Here is a 17,702-nt window from a genome sequence, read left to right as displayed (position 1 = left end):
CGGGCCTCAGGGCTTGCGCGTGGTCTTCGGGCCGGGCTTCTTCGTGGTCGACCTGGGCGTGGGCCGGGAGCCGCCCGAGGTGGTCGCCTCCGCGCTCGGCGTCGAGGTGTCGGACGTCCGCCGGGGCCGGTCGAGCCGGCACGTGGTGACCTCGGCCGCACGGAAGGGATCCTGGAGCGCCACCTCGACCGTACGGGTCTCACGGGCCTCCAGGGTCGCCTTGACCTCGGTCGACTCGATGACGGTGCCGTTCGCGCCCTCCCGGTAGAGGTTCACGACGAAGGTCCCCCTGCTGTCCACGTTCGAGGTGAAGCGGACCGTGGTGACCGGCGAGGTGCCGCCGACGCAGGTGATCACGACGGCCGTGGCCGGGGCGCCGCTCGCACTCGCGGAGGGCGTCGCGGTGGGCGTGGCCGTGCTGTTGTCGTCGCTGCCGTGGCTCTTCTTGCGGCTCTTGGAGCTGGAGCACCCGCCACCGCTGCCGGACTTGCTCTTGCTCTTGCCGCTGCTTCCGCTGCTCCCGCTGCTGCTGCTCCCGCCGTGCGAAGAGAACCCGGTCAGCGCGAGCACGACGCCCACCAGCACCGCGGTGAACCTGATACGACGTCCAGCCACCATGGCCCGAACCCCTCCCCGTGGACAACGGCGGGCCACGCTACCAGCCAGGACGCGCCACGTAAGGGGGACGTAAAGGCTCTTTCGCCGGTATCACCACTCAGCGGTCCACCCTGCGGGCCACGCGCGGAGCCGCGCGGCACGGGGCACCGGAGCGCCCCCGCACATGGCGGCGGCCCCGGCCCCCGGAAGGGGGCGGGGCCGACCGGCCGTACTGGCGGGTGGGGATCAGGCAGCGGCGACGACGCCGGAGGCCGCGATCTCGACCTTGCCCTTGGGGGCGCCGGACTGGGAGCCCAGGGCCTCGATCTGGTCGACGAGCTCCTGGCCCGAGACGACCTCGCCGAAGACGACGTGCTTGCCGTCGAGCCACGAGGTGACGACCGTGGTGATGAAGAACTGCGAGCCGTTGGTGTTGCGGCCGGCGTTCGCCATCGACAGCAGGTACGGGCGGTCGTGCTTCAGCTTGAAGTTCTCGTCGGCGAACTTCTCGCCGTAGATGGACTTGCCGCCGGTGCCGTTGTGGTTGGTGAAGTCACCACCCTGCAGCATGAACTGGGGGATGACGCGGTGGAAGCCGGAACCGGCGTAGCCGTAGCCGTTCTGGCCGGTGCACAGCTCACGGAAGTTGCGCGCGGTCTCCGGGACGACGTCGTCGAAGAGATTGAAGACGATGCGTCCGGCCGGTGCGCCGTTGATGGTGATGTCGAAGTAGACGTTGTCGCTCATGGGGTCCATCCTGTCACTCCCGGTGCGGTGCGCTACCCGGCGGGGCCGCAGCCCCGCCTCCGCGCAGGTCAACCGCTGGTCCGGGTACCCGTCCCCTTCGCCGCGTCCAGGGCGTACACGCAGCGGTCCTTGCTGCACGCGTAGACCACGCCCGCGTCCGCCACCGGGGCGCCCGTGATCTCGCCGCCCGTGGCCAACTTCCAGCGCAGCTGGCCGCCCGCCGCGTCCAGGGTGTACAGGCAGTGGTCGGCCGAACCGAAGTGCACCCGGCCGTCCGCGACCGCCGGCAGGCCGGTGATCTCGCCACCCGCCGCGAACCGCCACTTCGGCGTACCGGTGACCGCGTCGAGCGTGTACAGCGCGCTGCCCGCGCCCAGGTGGACGTTGCCGTTCGCGACCACCACCGGGTCCGCGGACTGGCGTCCCTCCGTCGCGATCCGCCAGCGGTCCTGGCCGGTGGCCGCGTCGAGGGCGTAGACCGTGCCCAGGTAGTCGACGAGGTAGACCCCGCCGCCCGTGACGGCCGCGCCCGGCGCGAAGGCCGGGGGCGCCAGGAAGACCGCGGGGGCCTCGAAGTGCCAGCGGACCCGGCCCGAGGCCCGGTCCACCGAGATGACCCGGGTGCCGGCCGCGACGTAGACGTTGCCGTCCGGCGCCGGAGTGACCCGGACGGGCACGTTCCCGCAGGAGGCCGCGTCGCCGATCGGGTAGGACCAGGACTCGCGGCCGGTACGGGCGTCCAGGGCGCGCAGCCGGGCGTCCTGCCACACGTACACCGTGCCGTCGTGGAGGACGGGGGCCGCCTCCGGGGTCTCGAAGTCGCTCTGCGCTCCGGTCAGCTCCCACAGCTTGTGGCCGTTGGAGGCCTCCCGGCCCTGTACGCCGCCGCCACGGGTGGCGGTGACGACGGTGCCGCGCTCGGCGCGCAGCGCGTACACCCAGGCGTCGGTGGACAGCCGCCACCGCTCGGAGCCGTCGGCCGCGTCCAGCGCGAAGAGGGACGGGCCGTCGGAGGCGTGGATCCGGCCGTCGGTGACCGCCATGGACCAGGCGACGTCGCGGGTCTTGAACTGGCGGCGGCCGCTCGCCACGTCCAGCGCGTGGACCTCGAAGGAGGTCACGTAGAGCAGGTTCCCGGCGACGGTCGGGGTGCCCCAGACCTCGTTGGACATGCGGAAGCGCCACGGCCGCCAGCGGCCGCTGTCCGGGGACGGGCCGGGGCCCGGTACGGAGCCCGGTACGGGCTGCACCGCCGAGGGGGTGGCCACCGATCCGCCGGGCGGGCGGATCCAGCCGGTCGCCGAGTCCGCGGCGGCGGACGAGGCGTGCGCGGCCGGGGCCGCGACGCTCGCGCGCGGGCCGGGCCCGATCGGCACCGGCGAACCGCCCAGGCGCACCGGCTCGCCCGAGGGCACCGGGGACATCGGCGGGTGGTGCGGGCGCTGCGGGACGGCCTGACCGGTACGCGGGTCCACCCACGAGTCGGCGCCGCGCGGCCGACGGTGCGTGACGGCCTCGGAGGCCGACCCGCGACCGCCGGAGCCCGGGCCGGGCGCCGGCACCGCGGGGAGCGGCGCGGGCGGCGTACGGTGCCCCGCACGCCGGGCCTCGATCATCGCGACGGCCCGGGCGGGCAGCCACGCGGAGGCGGTGCCGCTGTCGTCCCCGCCGTCGAAGAGGTGCGGGGCGAGCTGCGCCTGCAGGTCGGCCGGGGTGGGCCGGAGCGTGGCGTCCATCTGCATGCAGGAGTCGATCAGCGGCCGCAGCTCGGCGGGCAGCCCCTCCAGGTTCGGTCCCTCGCGCAGCAGCATGAAGACCGTCTCCACCGGGTTCGCCCCGTGGTACGGCGGGTGCCCGGTGGCGGCGAAGACGAGGGTGGAGCCGAGGGAGAAGACATCGCTGGCGCCCTTGACGCTGCGCGAGTCCTTGGCCTGCTCGGGCGACATGTACGCGGGCGTGCCGACGGCGACGTTCGTCATGGTCAGGCGGGTGTTGGAGACCCCGCTCGCGATGCCGAAGTCGATCACGCGCGGGCCGTCCTCGACGACGAGCACGTTGGACGGCTTCAGGTCGCGGTGGACCAGGCCGGCGCCGTGGATGGACTGCAGGGCCTCGGCGATGCCGGCGGCCAGCCACCGTACGGCCTGGGCGGGCATGGGCCCGCACTCGTTGACGATCTCCTCCAAGGAGGGCGCCGGGACGTACGCGGTCGCCAGCCACGGCACGGCGGCGCGCGGGTCGGCGTCGACCACGGCCGCGGTGTAGAAGCCCGACACGGCGCGGGCCGCCTCCACCTCGCGCGTGAAGCGGACGCGGAAGAGCTGGTCCTCGGCGAGCTCGGTGCGCACCGTCTTGATCGCGACCCGCCGTCCGGACGCGGACCGCGCGAGATAGACCAGCCCCATGCCGCCGGCGCCGAGCCGTCCCAGCACCTCGAAGGGGCCGATCCGTCTCGGGTCGTGCTGCGTCAGCTGCTCCACCACTCGCCTCCACACCCATCCCCGTACGGGCCACTCAGCGGGCCCGCTTCCACCGGCACGGGGCCCTGCCCGTGCAGCGTCTCACTCCGGGCGGCGCCCGGGTCGAGCAACCCCGATTCTGTCAGGCCCGGACCCGGTCCGGCCCCGGCACGTCGAGCAGGGCGGTGTGATCTGCTCGGCGATCTTTCCGAACCGGGGCGATCCGGGCCACGCGGCCCGGTCGGCGGGGGCCCGCCGTCGGACGATCGGGGGCTCGCCGTCGGTCGGCGGGGAGGGCCCGCCGTCGGTCGGAGGGGAGGGGCCGCCGTCGGTCGGCGAGGAGGCCCGTCACGCGTCCGGCGTCGTGCGGGGTTCCGAGAGCAGCCCGAAGACCGCCCCCTGATTGTCGGCGACGACCGCGATCCGCCCGTAAGGGGTGTCGAAGGGGTCGGCGGTGACCCGGCCGCCGAGACGCTGCACGGTGATGACCGACTGATCGCAGTCCGGTACGGCGAAGTAGGCGAGGAAGTGCGCGGGCATGACCGCGGGGAAGGCGTCGGTGATCAGGCTGCGGCCGAGCACCGCGGTGTCCGTGCCGGGCGCGGTCCCGGGCGGGGACCAGATGCGGTACTCGACACCGGCGTCGTCCTGGTCCTGCGGGACGTAGCCGAAGACCTTGGCGTAGAAGACGTCGACGGCGTCGCGGGCGCGCGTGTAGACCTCGCTCCAGCAGTACGTGTACGGCTCCTGCTGGGCGTCGAAGCCGTGGTGGGTGCCGGGCTGCCACAGGCCGAAGACGGCGCCTCCTGGGTCGGCGGCCATCGCCGCGGTGCCGTACGGACCGACCGGCATCGGGTCCATCACCATCTGGCCGCCGGCGGCGCGGATGCGCTGGGCGCAGGCGTAGGCGTCGGTGGTGTAGAGGTAGATCCCCCAGACGGTGGGCATGCGGCCGTCGGGCTTGGGGGCGAGGGCGGCGACGTTGCGGCCGCGGCTGTAGGCCTGGGTGTAGTGGCCGTACTCGGCGCCCGCACCTTCGGAGAAGGTCCACCCGAAGAGCTCACCGTAGAAGCGCTTGCCCGCCTCGACGTCCGGAAGCGAGGCGTCCACCCAGCAGGGTGCGCCTTCGGCGAATGCGGCCATGGGCCCGTTTCCTTCCGTTGTGCGGGGGTGTGTACCCTCCCAACCCTCTCAGCCATGATCCGCCCGAAAACTTGTCCACAGCCTGTTGATAAGACTATTCGGGGGAAACCTTGCGGAACCGGGCGACACGCCCGGGGCCTCGACGGGGGGCGGGTCGGGGGCCGGACGGGGGCGGCACCGAGGCCCGTGGGACCCGATGCGCGTCCGAAATACGCCCCCACGGCCGCCCGGGACCCCCTTCCGCCCAGGCCAGGGACCCCGTAACCCCATTTGCAGGCGGCCGAATAGCGCGCCGATCACCCCTCGGTAAGCTGACGGCATGACAGGACAAGTACGCACCGTCGACGGGCGTGTCGCCGGCCGGCGCGGCCAGGCGACGCGGCAGAAGCTGCTCGACTGCCTCAGCGAGATGCTCAGCTCCTCGCCGTACCGCGACGTCAAAGTGATCGACGTCGCCCGCAAGGCCGGTACCTCCCCCGCGACCTTCTACCAGTACTTCCCGGACGTCGAGGGCGCCGTCCTGGAGATCGCCGAACAAATGGCCACCGAGGGCGCACAGTTGACGTCGCTCGTCGAGGGCCGGACCTGGGTCGGCAAGTCAGGGTGGGCCGCCGCCGAGGAACTCGTCGAGGGTTTCCTGGAGTTCTGGCGCCGCAACGACGCGATCCTGCGGGTCGTCGACCTCGGCGCGGCCGAGGGCGACAAGCGCTTCTACAAGATCCGCATGAAGATCCTGAACTCGGTCACCAACTCCCTCACGGAATCGATGAAGGAGCTCCAGGCCAAGGGCAAGGTCGACAAGGACATCAGCCCCGCGGCGATGGCCGGTTCACTGGTGGCGATGCTGGCCGCGGTCGCCTCGCACCAGAAGGGCTTCCAGACCTGGGGCGTCAAGCAGGCCGAGCTCAAGCCGAACCTGGCGCTGCTCGTCCACCTCGGGATCACCGGCAAGAAGCCCACGAAGTAGCGGCGGCCCCCGGACGCCCTCCAGGGGCCCGCCGACCACGTCCGATCCACTTCCGTTCCACGCCCGTTCCACGCCCGATCCACGCCCGATCGCCTGCGATCAGCGACGCTCCAGGCGGAACAACCGGATCTCGCGCTCGATGCGCGCCTGGTACGTCGCATACGGCGGCCAGAACCTCAGCACCGCCTGCCACGCCTCCGCGCGTTCCTCACCCGCCAGCAGCCGGGCCCGGACGGGGATGTCCCGGCCTTGCCAACTCACGTCCGCGTCCGGGTGCTTGAGCAGGTTCCCGGTCCATGCCGGGTGCCCGGGCCGGCCGAAGTTGGAGCCGATCAGGATCCACGTCGCCCCGTCGTTCTCCGGCATGCAGGCGAGCGGGGTCGTGCGCGGCTCACCGGTCTTGGCGCCTTTGGCGGTGAGGATCACGCCCGGCAGCATCTGGGCGCTGAGGATGACCTTGCCGCGGGTCAGCTTGTGCACCGCCTTGTCCATGGCGGGGATGAAGTGCGGTGCGATCTTGGCGAAGAGCAGGGTCGAGGAGACCTTCTGCATCAGCTTGACGCCGGGAGCCATCAGACGGCCACCTTCTCTTGTGCGGGTGGGGGCGGGGGTGTGCGCGGGGACGCGGGCGGGGACGTCGGCGTAGGCGCGGGCACGGGCGGGGCGGCGGCTGTCGCCGAGGCCCCGACCGGAGCCGCCGCCGTGGCCGCCGCCGTAGCCGCCGGGTCCGCGAACAGGCCCGCGCGGTCGGCGGCGTGTGCCCGCAGCCGGTGGACCGGGCCGAACAGCAGCTCGTCGGCGGCCGCCCGCTTGAAGTAGAGGTGCGCGTCGTGCTCCCAGGTGAAGCCGATGCCGCCGTGCAGCTGGATCGCCTCGCCCGCGGTCACCCGTAGGGTCTCCAGGGCCTGGGCGAGCGCGAGGCCGCCCTGGTCCGGGTCCCAGGCGGCGTAGTAGGCCGCCGAGCGGGCCGCCTGCACCCGCACGTACAGGTCGGCGAGGCGGTGCTTGACCGCCTGGAAGGAGCCGATCGCCCGGCCGAACTGCTCGCGCTGACGCACGTACTCCACCGTGCGGGCCAGCGCCTGATCGGCCGCGCCGACCGCCTCGGCGGCCAGCACGGCGGCGGCGGTCCGCCCGGTCGCGGCGAGCGCGCCGAGCACATCCGCCCCGTCGTCGCCGAGCAACTCCGCAGGGGCGTCCCGTAGTTCGATCCTGGCCTGCGGGCGGGTCTCGTCCAGGACGGCCTGCCGGGACCGCACGAGCCCCGGCGCGTCCTCCCGTACGAGGAACAGCAACGTACGGCTGCGCGCGAAGCCGCCGGTGTGCGCGGCGACGAGCAGCAGCCCGGCACTGTGCCCGTCGAGCACCTGGGCGACCTCCCCGTACAGCCGCCAGCCGCCCCCGGACGCGTCGGCGCGGGCCTGGACCCCGCCGGCGCGGCCGCCGCCGGACCAGCGGCCCTCGGCGTCCTCGCCGGTCAGCGCGAGGGCGGTGGCGAGCGCCGGGCCGGGGACGGCGAGGGCGGCGCTCAGCCCGCCCGACGCCAGCGGCAGGAGCAGCGCGGAGCGCTGGGCGTCGGTGCCGAGGGCGGTGATCAGGGGCACGCACAGCGCGGCGGTGGCCAGCAGCGGCGAGGGCAGCAGCGCCCGCCCGGTCTCCTCGCAGGCCAGCGCCAGGTCGGCGGGGCCGCAGCCGACACCGCCGTACTCCTCGGCGATGGCGATGCCGGGCAGCCCGAGCTGCCGGGCGAGCTGCTGCCAGAGCTCGCGATCGTGTCCGGCGGCGGTGCGGACGGCGGCCTTGACCTCGTCGGGGCCGCAGCGTTTGCCCAGGATCTCGCGCAGGGTACGGCGTATCTCGTCCTGCTCCGCGGTGAAGGCGGCATCCATCGTCGGGCTCCTCCCCGTATCTGACGGGCCGTCATGTTAGAGCCGGGGGCGCCAGATGCACAGGGTGCGGAGACGTCTCTCCGCATTGCTACTCCACCCCGAAGAGACCCTCCTGCACTCCCCCGCCCGTCACGAAGCCCCCACGCCGCACGGAACCTCCTGCGAGGAACTCGACGAACAGCGCCTCCCGCAGGGCGGTGAGCGTGCCGATCTCCTCCGCGGCGGTGCGCGCCCTCGCGTGCAGGCGTCCGGCCACCTCCGCGAACCGGGCGCGGACGTGCGCCGGGGCCCAAGCGGTGGTGGCGGCAGCGAACGCGCGGTGACTGATCTCGCGGCCTCCTGCGCCCTGAGCCGTCGACGCCAGGTCGGCGGCACGGCAGCGGATGCCGTGGAGCAGCCAGTATCGGTCGTCCTCGAACGCCGGTTCCAGGACGAGCACTCCCCTACCCGGGGCCACGACCTGGTCGTTCACCACCACGTGCACACCGCCCTCCCTCGCGGCCACGAGCAACGACCCGGGCGGACAGAGCGGCATGTCCGGTGCGGCAGCCTGCTCCGCACCGATGTGGCGGAGGTGCGCCAGTTCGCTCTGCAGGATGTCCGCGGGTGCCACGACCGGCACGGAAGGCACGCAAGGACCGACCGACTCCCCACTCTCCGGGTGCGGCCGCACGCGGGATCCGATACTGATCCGCGCGAGCTCCCCGAAAACCGGACCGGGCGGTTCCCCGGCCGTCTCCGCCCGGAACCAGGCGTCCGCGACCTGGGGTGCTGTACGCACGATGGCGCGGTCGACCTCCGACTTCTGCTCCACCACAGCCAGCAGGCGGAGAAACTCCCGAGCCTGCGCACGCGGCGGTACCGGAACCGGCAGCTCGCGCAAGGCGGCCAGGTTCAGCGTGCGCTGCAGAGTCGACCCCGTCGCCCGCGCGGCGCACCACGCGCGCGCGAGAGAGGAGTTGAGCCACGCAGCGAGCCAGTCCGGAGCCACGGGAGCATCGTCGGCCAGACTGACCCGCCCGACCGTGCGAGAGATGTTCCAGCCTTGGAACTCCCCGTTCGCGAGGGCGGCTTCACCCACCCTGCCGACCATGACGACAAGGACGTCACCCGCAGCGATCCGGCTGCGCGCATGAGCGTCGTCCACCTGCCGGCTGACGAGCCTCGCCTGGTCCGGACGGATCCGACCATCCTGAACGTCCGCGGCGCGCACCATGCCCACGCCGTCGTCCGCATGCGGACCGGGGCGGGTGATCCCGTAGCCGACAGCCGACTTGAGGGGAAGCTCTCCGAGGCGCACCACCGCCCAGTCCGGGGGGAGAGCCCCCAGCCGCTGTTCGAGCAGTCCTGCGCTCACCGGATCCCCAGCATGTGTCGGAGCTCGCGTTCCAGCCGGTTCGATTCGTCGAAGTGGTGCTCGAGTTCAGCGGTCAGATCCGACAGCTGCCGGTGGCCTCCGAAGTCCGTTTCGTCGATGCCCTGTGCGGGCACGTGGCGGGACGGGAGCACATCGTGCTCCTGAGCGGCGAGCTCCACCAAGGGAACCGACCGGCACCAGCCGGGCCGGTCCGCGTACGACCGAGCTCCGGAGCGCCCGAGCCACGAGGCGAAGGTGTCCGAAATCCTCCCGATCGCCTCGCCGGGAAGGATGCGCTGGCGCTTGTCCACGGTGACTGCGGTCTCGCGGGCGTCGACGAGGAGCACCTCGCCGGGCTGCCGCACCGGTCCCGCACCCCGGAACCCGGACATGATCCACAGACACATGGGGTTGCGAACGTGCGGGATGATCCCGGCGGGGAGTTCGACCACCGCGGTCAGGAGTCCCTGGTCGACCAGGTGCGCCCGGATGTCACGTTCGGCGCCCCGCGTACCGGTCGCCGCGCCCGTGGGCAGGAGGATCCCCGCCTTCCCCCCGGGAGCGAGCTTCTTCAGACAGACCTGCACCCAGGCGAAGTTGGCGTTGCCCTGGGGCGGCACGCCCAAAGGCCAGTGCTCGTCGTGCCGGCCGTATCCGCCATCCCACCGCGACATGTTGAAGGGAGGGTTGACCGCCACGACATCGAACGTCCGGTCAGGGAAGCCGTCGCGCAGGAGACTCGATTCCGTGCCGACCAAGAGAGCGTCGAGATCGCGGATGCCGATGTTCATCTCGGCCGTGGCCAACGCGGACGCACTCACGTCTTGGCCGAACAGCCGCAGGCGCCCCGCCGCTCCGCCGCGCGCGGCCACGTGGGCGGCGGATTCGATGAGCAGACCGCCCGATCCGCAGGCAGGATCGTGGACGGAATCGCCCTCCCGAGGGTCCAGCAGCTCCACCATCAAGCGCGCCACACCGCTCGGAGTGAAGTAGTGGCCACCCTTGGCCTCCCGGGACTGCGCCTGTAGCACGAGGTCGAACAACCGGACGGGGCTCGGCGCCTGGGCCACCACGCCGACGACGTCGTACACCCGGGCGCCACGCAGCGCATGCAGGTCGGGAACGGGCAGGTCGACCCGGTGCCCGCGATCCATCTGCCAGTCCCGCACACCCCTCGCGATCACCTCGTGCAGGTGATCCCCGTCCACGCCGGACCGAACCTCGTCCCAGGCGTAGGACCGGGACGCCGAGTACAGCTCGTCGGTGGACCGTGAAGACTCCGCCTGGTGCCGCAGCAGCCCGAGGAGCATGACGAGGCGGAGCGCCTCCTCGACGGGAACGACCCCACGCAGGGCGTCCACCGCCCGCCGGAGCGCCGCCTCCTGAGCCGCGTTCGCGTCCACTTCTTCTCCTCCGTGCTCACCGCCACCCCGTACTCACCCCATCATGCCCCGCAGGTCATGGGGCCTGGACGTAGTTCACGATCAGGAATCCCACGCCGACCGTCGCGACGAAGGCGGCCCCTCCGCCGGCCAGCACTGCCTGCCAGTCGGCTCCCACCGCCCGCAGACAGGCCCCCGCCACGAAGGCGACGAGCAGCCCGGACATGACGATGAGCGCGACCACCAAAAGCTTCTGCTGCACGGACCCCCACCATTCTTGCGCCAGATTCGACCGATAAGTCGGCATCGGCCAAGGCGGAAGGACACCACCCCATCGATGCATGGCTTCACCATAGCATCTGCAGCAGTCCGTTTGGTTTTTAGTTAGCAGTCGGCTTGGATCAGGCGGGAACCTCAGGATACGCCTTCACGATTTCCACTACCCCCTCGAATTCCCCCTCTAATTCCCCCTCGAATCCGCGACCCGCGCGGCGGCGGCGGACGCAGAGCCCTGCCCTCGCACCGCAAATCTGATGTACCGTCAGATGTATGTCTCCAGCCATACCGTCCTCTCCCAGGCGTCGGGTCGCGGTCGTCGGCGTCGCCCTCTCGGACTGCGGCCGGGTCGACGGCCCCACCCCCTACGCCCTGCACGCGCAGGCCGCCCGCCGCGCCCTGGCCGACTCCGGCCTGGACCGCTCGGTCATCGACGGCTTCGCCTCGGCCGGCCTCGGCACACTCGCGCCGGTCGAGGTGGCCGAGTACCTGGGCCTGCGCCCCACCTGGGTCGACTCCACCTCGGTCGGCGGCTCCACCTGGGAGGTCATGGCCGCCCACGCGGCGGACGCGATCGCCGCCGGGCACGCCAACGCCGTGCTCCTGGTCTACGGCTCCACGGCCCGCGCGGACATCAAGGCACGGCGCCGCACGTCCAACCTCTCCTTCGGGGCGCGCGGACCGCTGCAGTTCGAGGTCCCGTACGGCCACACGTTGATCTCCAAGTACGCGATGGCCGCCCGCCGCCACATGCACGAGTACGGGACCACGCTGGAGCAGCTCGCCTCCGTGGCCGTACAGGCCCGCGCGAACGCGGCCACGAACCCGGACGCCATGTTCCGCGACCCGATCACGGTCGAGGACGTACTCGGCGGCGACATGATCGCCGACCCCTTCACCAAGCTGCACTGCTGCATCCGCTCGGACGGCGGCTGCGCGGTGCTCCTGGCGGCGGAGGACTACGTACCGGACACCGCGAAGGCTTCTGTCTGGATTCTGGGGGCGGGCACCTCCGTCTCCCACACCACCATGTCGGAGTGGGAGGACTTCACCGTGTCCCCGGCCGCCGTCTCGGGGCGCATCGCCTTCGAGCGGGCCGGCCTCACCCCGGCGGACGTGGACCTCGCGGAGATCTACGACGCCTTCACCTACATGACCCTGGTGACCCTGGAGGACCTCGGCTTCTGCGCGAAGGGCGAGGGCGGGGCGTTCGTGGAGAAGGGCCGCCTGCTGCGCGACGGGGAACTCCCGGTCAACACCGACGGCGGCGGCCTCTCGGCCTGCCACCCCGGCATGCGCGGCCTGTTCCTCCTGGTCGAGGCGGTCCGCCAACTCCGCGGCGAGGCGGGGGCCGGCCAGGTCACCAAACCCGGCGGCCGCCTCCCGGAGGTCGCCTTGGCCTCGGGTACGGGCGGCTGGTTCTGCTCGTCGGGAACGGTCCTGCTGGGGAGGGGCTGAGCGGTCCCCGCCGCCCGGGGGCGGGGACCGCTACTTGCCCTCGGCGAGAGTGTGCGCGACGAGCGCGTTGGCGTGACCGTGCCCCAGACCGTGCTCGGTCTTGAGCCACGACACGAGTTCCATGTGCTTGGTCAGCGGAGAGGACCGGATGAGCTCCTGCCACTCCCCGATGGGAAGCCCGTACTTCTTCTCGATGGAGGGGAAGTAGCTGGCGGGGCCCTTGGCCGTCTCGGTCATGGCGGGTCTCCTCGGGGTACGGGGCGTGGTGCGGTGCCGTTGCGCGTCGCGGTGTTTCGCTGCGTGTCGTAGGTAGGACCCCTGCGGCGGGCAGAACTCATCGGCGGGACGAAAGATTTCTTCGCCGGCGGTGGGATCGGAGAGGTCCGGGGGCTTCGGGAGGGCGGAGGCCGATCGATCGGGAGCGGGAGGGGGTCGGGGGCGTGGGCGTGGGGTACGGGATCCACTGGACCGGCATCAGGGAGGGGTATGGGGGTTTCCCGTCAGTCCCATCGTCCCTCCGTGTCGGGCCGGTCCCTCAAGGGCGCTCCTTCGTCGCGTCGCTACGCGATGGCCTGCGGCCACCCTTGACCGACCGTCCCGCCCCGGAGAAACGAAAGACTGCCGAGAAGCCCCCAAAAGAACGAGCCGGTCGAAGGTACGAAGGACGGGGACATCACAGAAGCCCGGACCGGGTCGGGTGTGAGGGGCGATCCCGAGACGGCTCCGTCCGGACCCGGACCCAGGTCGGGGGAGCGCGTCAGATCGCTACGTGCTTCTCGTCTCTCAGCGTCCGACGACCGTCCTGGGCTGGACATAAGCCGCCCACGGTCCGTAGTCACTTCCCACGCGAGGCGGCTGAAGGTCGCCCGGGGCCGGGCACAAGCCGCCCACGAGACCGGGACTGACTCTCGACCTGCGTCCGACGACCGACCGGGGCTGGGCATAAGCCGCCCACGAGACCGGGACCGACTCTCGACCTGCGCCCCACAACCGTCCGTGGCCGGGCACAAGCCGCCCACGACCCATGGGGGCTTCCCGGGTGAGGCGGCTGGAGGCTGTTGGTGGCGGAAGTGCGTGGAAGCGCGGCTGTTCCGTGGTGGATGCAGGTCAGCGTGTGCGGGCGGGCCCGGAAGGCCGCAAGTTTGCCCCTATTGCCCGGCTATGGGGCCGGGTTGGTGGTGCCGTGTTCGTCCTGACCCGGCTCCACCACGGATTGTCCGAGCCATCGACCGTCCGCCCCTCTCGTCAGCTCTCATCAACCCCTGACGACCGACTGTTGCAGTCACGGAGAAGCACCCAGCGATCCGAAGCGACCTGCGCCCGCCCCCAACAGGCGCCGGACGCGTGACGGGGGAAGGGCAAGCGGGCGGTGGGCGGCCTATGTCCAGCCCCGGACGGGCGTCGGACGCTGAGACGTGCTGAGCGTGTAGCGATCTGGTGCGCCCAGGCGCCACCGGGATGGCTCTCTCATGGGCCCGTCTCGGGATCGTCGCTTGCACCCGACCCGGTCCGGGCTTCTGTGATCGCCCCGTCCCTGTGACCTTGGACCGGCTCGTTCTTTTGGGGGCTTCTCGGCAGTCTTTCGTTTCTCCGGGGCGGGACGGTCGGTCAAGGGTGGAGCGCAGCGACATCGCGAAGCGACGCGACGAAGGAGCGCCCTTGAGGGACCGGCCCGACACGGAGGGACGATGGGACTGACGGGAAACCCCCATACCCTCCCTGATGCCGGTCCAGTGGATCCCGTACCCCACGCCCCCGACCCCGCGGCACGCCACCCCCAATTCCCTGGCCCCCGCTCCCGCCCTGCTGTTCCATGGGGCCCATGAGCAGCGAGAGCAACAGCACCGGCCTGGGCGGCGAAGCCGTCTCCGACGCCTCCGACGACTTCGACGCCACCCTGCACTCCCTGCGCGTGTGGGACTGCCCGCTCCCCGGCTTCGACACGGCCGCCGCGCCCGCCGAGCCGCTGGCGCTCTTCCGGGAGTGGTTCGTGCAGGCCGCGCGGGCGGGGCAGTTGGAGCCGCACACCATGAGTCTGGCGACGGTGGACAGTCAGGGGCGGCCCGACGTGCGGACGCTGATGCTGCACGACGCCGACGCGCGCGGCTGGCACTTCGCCTCGCACGCCACCAGCGCCAAGGGCGTGCAGTTGGCCGGGCGGCCCGACGCGGCGCTCGGGTTCTACTGGCCGACCGTGGGCCGCCAGGTCCGCCTCCGGGGTCGGGTCACCGCCTGCGGGCCCGAGGAGAGCCGAGCCGACCTGGCGGTCCGCTCGCGCGGTGCGCTCGCCGCCGCGCTCACAGGCCGGCAGAGCGAGGTGCTCGGTTCCGTGGAGGAGCTGGCGCGGGTCTCGGCGGCGGCCTGGGAGCGAGCCGGAGCCGAGCCGGACGCGCCGGCTCCGACCTGGACGCGGTACGTACTGGAACCCGTCGAGGTGGAGTTCTTCCAGGGGGACGCCGCGCGCCGGCACGTCCGCCTGCGGTACTCCCGTACCGCCGACGGGTCCTGGGACCGCGAGCTGCTCTGGCCCTGACCCCCGACCGTCAGCGCTCCGCCGCCGGCACGGGGGCGGGCGCGGGCCGGAAGACCGCCACCCACACCCCGTCCGCCGCCTCGCGGAAGGTGACCGTCAGCGGCATGCCGATGCGCAGCTGCGCCGCCTCGCAGTCCACCACCTCGGTCATCATCCGCGGGCCTTCGGCGAGGTCGACGACCGCCGCCGTGTAGGGGACGCGCGTGCCGAACGGCGGGAGGTCGTTGCGGTGGATCACCGACCACGTGTAGAGGGTCGCCCGGCCGCCGGCCGTCTCCCACGTCACGCGGTCCTCGCCCGCCCAGCAGAACGGGCAGAACTCGCGCGGGTAGTGATGGGCCCGCCCGCAGTCGGCGCAGCGCCGCAGCAGGAGCCGGCCCTCGGCGGCCGCATCCCAGTAGGGGCGGGTGAACTCGTCCGCCTCGGGGAGGTCGTACCGCGCGGTGCCGCTCACAGGAAGAGTCCGATCGCCGCGTCGAGGGACCAGGTCTGCCAGGACATGGCGAGGAGTGCGACGAGCGAGATGAGCGCCATCATCGTGTTCTGACCCTGCTCGGCCCAGTCGTGGATCATCAGGACCAGGTAGAGCAGGTTCAGCAGGAGTCCGCCGACGAGGGCGACGGGGGTCAGGAAGCCGAGGACGAGGCCCAGCCCGAGCGCGAGTTCCGCGTAGACGACGAGGTACGCCATCATCTTCGGCCGCGGTGCGACGACCAGCTCGAAGCCGCCCTTGACGAAGGTCCAGCGGTGTTTGCCGGCGACGTCGGCGGCCCAGGCTATGCCGGTGCCGCGCTCGAACCAGCCCTTCTTGTCCTTGTGCCGCCAGCTCTCCAGCCACCACAGGCCGAGGCCTATCCGGAGCACGGCGAGCCATTCGGCCCCACTGAGCCAGATGGTCTGCATCGGCGGCCCCCACCCCTCTCGCGATCGACACGCACGCTTTATCTGACGGTACGTCAGTTCAGCGGATCCGGAGCGATCGCGCAAGGCCCCGGTCGGCCGCCGCTCGACCATCCGTCGGCCATCGGTCGCGGGCTACGCCCGCCGTGATCGATCCGCAATCGATTCCCCGCCCGACCGAGACCCATGAACCCAGCGTGGCGATACGATCACACCTCATGCCCGGAGACCCCACAGCACCCGACATGACCACCCAGCCCCGCCCCGTGTACGTGATCGGGGCCGGCCCCGGCGGCCTCGCCGTGGCCGCCGCACTGCGCGCCCGCGGGGTCCGCGCGGTGGTCGTCGAGAAGTCCGACGGGGTCGGCGCATCCTGGCGGCGGCACTACGACCGGCTGCGCCTGCACACCACGCGCCGGCTCTCCGCCCTCCCGGGTCTGGCCATGCCACGCCGCTTCGGGCGCTGGGTCTCCCGCGACGACGTCGTGCGCTACCTGGAGAAGTACGCCGAGTTCCACGAGCTGGAGCTGGTCACCGGTGTGGAGGTGACCCGGATCGAACCAGCGCCCGAGGGCCAGGGCGAGGCCGAGGGCGAGGGCGGCTGGATCCTGCACGCCAGCGGCGGCCGCGAGCTGTCGGCCGCGGCCGTGGTCGTCGCCACCGGCTTCAACCACACCCCTGCACTCCCCGACTGGCCGGGCCGGGACACGTACGAGGGCCGACTGCTGCACGCCCGCGAATACCGCAACCCCCAGCCGTACGCCGGCCAGGACGTCCTCGTCGTCGGTGTCGGCAACACCGGCGCCGAGATAGCCGTCGACCTCGTCGAGGGCGGCGCGGCGCGGGTGCGGCTCGCCGTGCGCACCGCGCCGCACATCATGCGCCGCTCCACCGCCGGCTGGCCGGCCCAGCGCAGCGGGATCCTCGTACGCCGGCTGCCCGCGCGGCTCGTGGACCGGCTGGGCGCGCTCGTCGCGAAGGCTTCCGTACCGGACCTGTCGGCGTACGGGCTTCCGCGTCCGACCACCGGCCTCTACAGCAGGGTCAAGCAAGGGTCGATACCGGTTCAGGACGTCGGTCTGATCGACGCGGTCCGCAGCGGCACGGTGGAACCGGTGGCGGCCGTCGAGGCCTTCGAAGGCGCCGAGGTGGTGCTCGCGGACGGCTCGCGGATCACCCCGGACGCGGTGATCGCGGCGACCGGCTACCGCCGGGCCCTGGAAGGGCTGGTCGGCCACCTGGGGGTGCTCGACGAGCGCGGCCGCCCCCGGACGCACGGCGCCCGCTCCCCCGAGCAGGCCCGCGGCCTGTACTTCACCGGCTTCTCGAACCCCATCAGCGGCATGTTCCGGGAGATGGCGATGGACGCGGAGAAGATCGCCAAGGCGGTCGCCCGCCGGTCCCGTGCGGGTGCCGCGTGAAGCCGCCCGGCAGAAGCCTTCCGGCCCGGATCCGGGAGGCCGCCCTGACGGCGTGGAGCGAGCCGCTGTCCCGCGGGTACCTGGTCCTGCTCGCGGTGTGCGCGGTGTGGGCCATGACCGGTGGCATCGGCCTCGGCGAGAACGGACCACTGGCACGCAACATCGCCGTGGTGCTCACCCTGCCCTGGCTCCTCGTCCTGCACCTCTTCCTCGTCGTCACCCAGGTCGACACCTGGCTGTTCGGCTACAACATCTACTTCGAATCTCCCGCCTGGCTGTTCGAGCCGCTCTGGGTGCTGTACTGCCTGACCGCCGGCCTGCTGAACGCCCGACTGCTGGCCCGCTGGTCGCGCTCGGCGCGGGAGGCGGGCTCCGCGTCGTGGTGGGTTCCGATGTTCACCGTGGCCTTCTTCTCCGGCCTGTTCGCGCTCTGGCACGCCTGAGGCACGGAGCCCACCGCCCAGCGCCCACCGGTCCGCCCCTCCGGGTCGGCCGAATCGCGCCCTGGACCGGTACCCGCCGTATCTGTCACCGTTCAATTCACCATTCACCACACCACCTCCACACCTTTCC

The 17,702-nt window shown here is 72.2% G+C and carries 17 protein-coding genes; 5 read left to right on the top strand and 12 right to left on the bottom strand.

Annotated elements, in window-relative coordinates; genetic code table 11:
- Window positions 1–6: 6 nt before the first annotated feature.
- The 4 genes from BCL76_RS16035 to BCL76_RS16020 form a co-directional block, all read right to left on the bottom strand.
- Complete coding sequence (locus BCL76_RS16035) at window positions 7–618, bottom strand: hypothetical protein (protein WP_109780158.1); 612 nt, start codon at window positions 616–618, stop codon at window positions 7–9.
- A 225-nt stretch (window positions 619–843) separates the two neighbouring features.
- Window positions 844–1,344 (bottom strand): peptidylprolyl isomerase, encoded by a 501-nt coding sequence (locus tag BCL76_RS16030; protein WP_109780157.1) that lies wholly within the window; start codon window positions 1,342–1,344, stop codon window positions 844–846.
- Between the two features lie 68 nt (window positions 1,345–1,412).
- Window positions 1,413–3,827 carry a serine/threonine-protein kinase gene (locus BCL76_RS16025; RefSeq protein ID WP_109780156.1) on the bottom strand — a complete coding sequence of 805 codons (2,415 nt, stop codon included), beginning with the start codon at window positions 3,825–3,827 and terminating at the stop codon, window positions 1,413–1,415.
- A 324-nt stretch (window positions 3,828–4,151) separates the two neighbouring features.
- Window positions 4,152–4,946, bottom strand: a complete 795-nt coding sequence (locus BCL76_RS16020) for a VOC family protein (RefSeq protein WP_109780155.1) — start codon at window positions 4,944–4,946, stop codon at window positions 4,152–4,154.
- Between the two features lie 319 nt (window positions 4,947–5,265).
- Here BCL76_RS16020 and BCL76_RS16015 point away from each other — a divergent pair, with 319 nt between their 5' ends.
- Window positions 5,266–5,913: a TetR family transcriptional regulator gene (locus tag BCL76_RS16015; protein WP_030013555.1), complete on the top strand. Its 648-nt coding sequence runs from the start codon at window positions 5,266–5,268 to the stop codon at window positions 5,911–5,913.
- A 99-nt stretch (window positions 5,914–6,012) separates the two neighbouring features.
- Here the strand turns inward: BCL76_RS16015 and BCL76_RS16010 are convergent, their stop codons facing one another.
- The 5 genes from BCL76_RS16010 to BCL76_RS15990 all read right to left on the bottom strand — a co-directional run bounded on the left by BCL76_RS16010 (window position 6,013) and on the right by BCL76_RS15990 (window position 10,803).
- Window positions 6,013–6,486: a nitroreductase family deazaflavin-dependent oxidoreductase gene (locus tag BCL76_RS16010; RefSeq protein WP_109780154.1), complete on the bottom strand. Its 474-nt coding sequence runs from the start codon at window positions 6,484–6,486 to the stop codon at window positions 6,013–6,015.
- A complete protein-coding gene (locus BCL76_RS16005) occupies window positions 6,486–7,802 on the bottom strand; it encodes an acyl-CoA dehydrogenase family protein (protein ID WP_109780153.1) in 1,317 nt (438 codons plus the stop codon). Before BCL76_RS16005 ends, BCL76_RS16010 begins: the two co-directional genes overlap by 1 nt.
- Before the next feature lie 88 nt (window positions 7,803–7,890).
- Complete coding sequence (locus BCL76_RS16000) at window positions 7,891–9,159, bottom strand: hypothetical protein (RefSeq protein ID WP_109780152.1); 1,269 nt, start codon at window positions 9,157–9,159, stop codon at window positions 7,891–7,893.
- Entirely contained in the window at window positions 9,156–10,562 is a 1,407-nt protein-coding gene (locus BCL76_RS15995) for an N-6 DNA methylase (protein ID WP_109780151.1), read from the bottom strand. The genes BCL76_RS16000 and BCL76_RS15995 overlap by 4 nt, the downstream gene beginning before the upstream one ends.
- A gap of 55 nt (window positions 10,563–10,617) precedes the next feature.
- Complete coding sequence (locus BCL76_RS15990; RefSeq protein ID WP_109780150.1) at window positions 10,618–10,803, bottom strand: hypothetical protein; 186 nt, start codon at window positions 10,801–10,803, stop codon at window positions 10,618–10,620.
- A 287-nt stretch (window positions 10,804–11,090) separates the two neighbouring features.
- Between BCL76_RS15990 and BCL76_RS15985 the strand changes: the two genes are divergently transcribed.
- Complete coding sequence (locus tag BCL76_RS15985) at window positions 11,091–12,275, top strand: thiolase C-terminal domain-containing protein (protein ID WP_109780149.1); 1,185 nt, start codon at window positions 11,091–11,093, stop codon at window positions 12,273–12,275.
- A gap of 30 nt (window positions 12,276–12,305) precedes the next feature.
- Here BCL76_RS15985 and BCL76_RS15980 read toward each other — a convergent pair whose 3' ends face one another.
- Window positions 12,306–12,512, bottom strand: a complete 207-nt coding sequence (locus tag BCL76_RS15980) for a DUF4287 domain-containing protein (protein ID WP_109780148.1) — start codon at window positions 12,510–12,512, stop codon at window positions 12,306–12,308.
- A gap of 1,585 nt (window positions 12,513–14,097) precedes the next feature.
- Here BCL76_RS15980 and BCL76_RS15965 point away from each other — a divergent pair.
- A complete protein-coding gene (locus BCL76_RS15965; protein WP_109780146.1) occupies window positions 14,098–14,808 on the top strand; it encodes a pyridoxine/pyridoxamine 5'-phosphate oxidase in 711 nt (236 codons plus the stop codon).
- Between the two features lie 10 nt (window positions 14,809–14,818).
- Here BCL76_RS15965 and BCL76_RS15960 read toward each other — a convergent pair whose 3' ends face one another.
- Together BCL76_RS15960 and BCL76_RS15955 are read right to left on the bottom strand one after the other, a co-directional pair.
- On the bottom strand, window positions 14,819–15,262 hold the full coding sequence (locus BCL76_RS15960; RefSeq protein ID WP_109780145.1) for a Zn-ribbon domain-containing OB-fold protein: 444 nt from the start codon (window positions 15,260–15,262) through the stop codon (window positions 14,819–14,821).
- The gene (locus tag BCL76_RS15955) at window positions 15,259–15,711 is read right to left on the bottom strand and encodes a DoxX family membrane protein (protein ID WP_109780144.1); all 453 of its coding nucleotides are present in this window, start codon (window positions 15,709–15,711) and stop codon (window positions 15,259–15,261) included. The genes BCL76_RS15960 and BCL76_RS15955 overlap by 4 nt, the downstream gene beginning before the upstream one ends.
- Window positions 15,712–15,926: 215 nt before the next feature.
- Between BCL76_RS15955 and BCL76_RS15950 the strand changes: the two genes are divergently transcribed.
- Both BCL76_RS15950 and BCL76_RS15945 read left to right on the top strand, forming a co-directional pair.
- Window positions 15,927–17,129 carry a flavin-containing monooxygenase gene (locus BCL76_RS15950; protein WP_109780143.1) on the top strand — a complete coding sequence of 401 codons (1,203 nt, stop codon included), beginning with the start codon at window positions 15,927–15,929 and terminating at the stop codon, window positions 17,127–17,129.
- A complete protein-coding gene (locus BCL76_RS15945; protein ID WP_109780142.1) occupies window positions 17,126–17,572 on the top strand; it encodes an SCO4225 family membrane protein in 447 nt (148 codons plus the stop codon). The genes BCL76_RS15950 and BCL76_RS15945 overlap by 4 nt, the downstream gene beginning before the upstream one ends.
- Window positions 17,573–17,702 lie beyond the last annotated feature (130 nt).

It is taken from the genome of Streptomyces sp. CG 926 (assembly GCF_003148825.1).
Lineage (GTDB): Bacteria > Actinomycetota > Actinomycetes > Streptomycetales > Streptomycetaceae > Streptomyces.
This window is presented reverse-complemented; position numbering and strand designations above follow the sequence as displayed.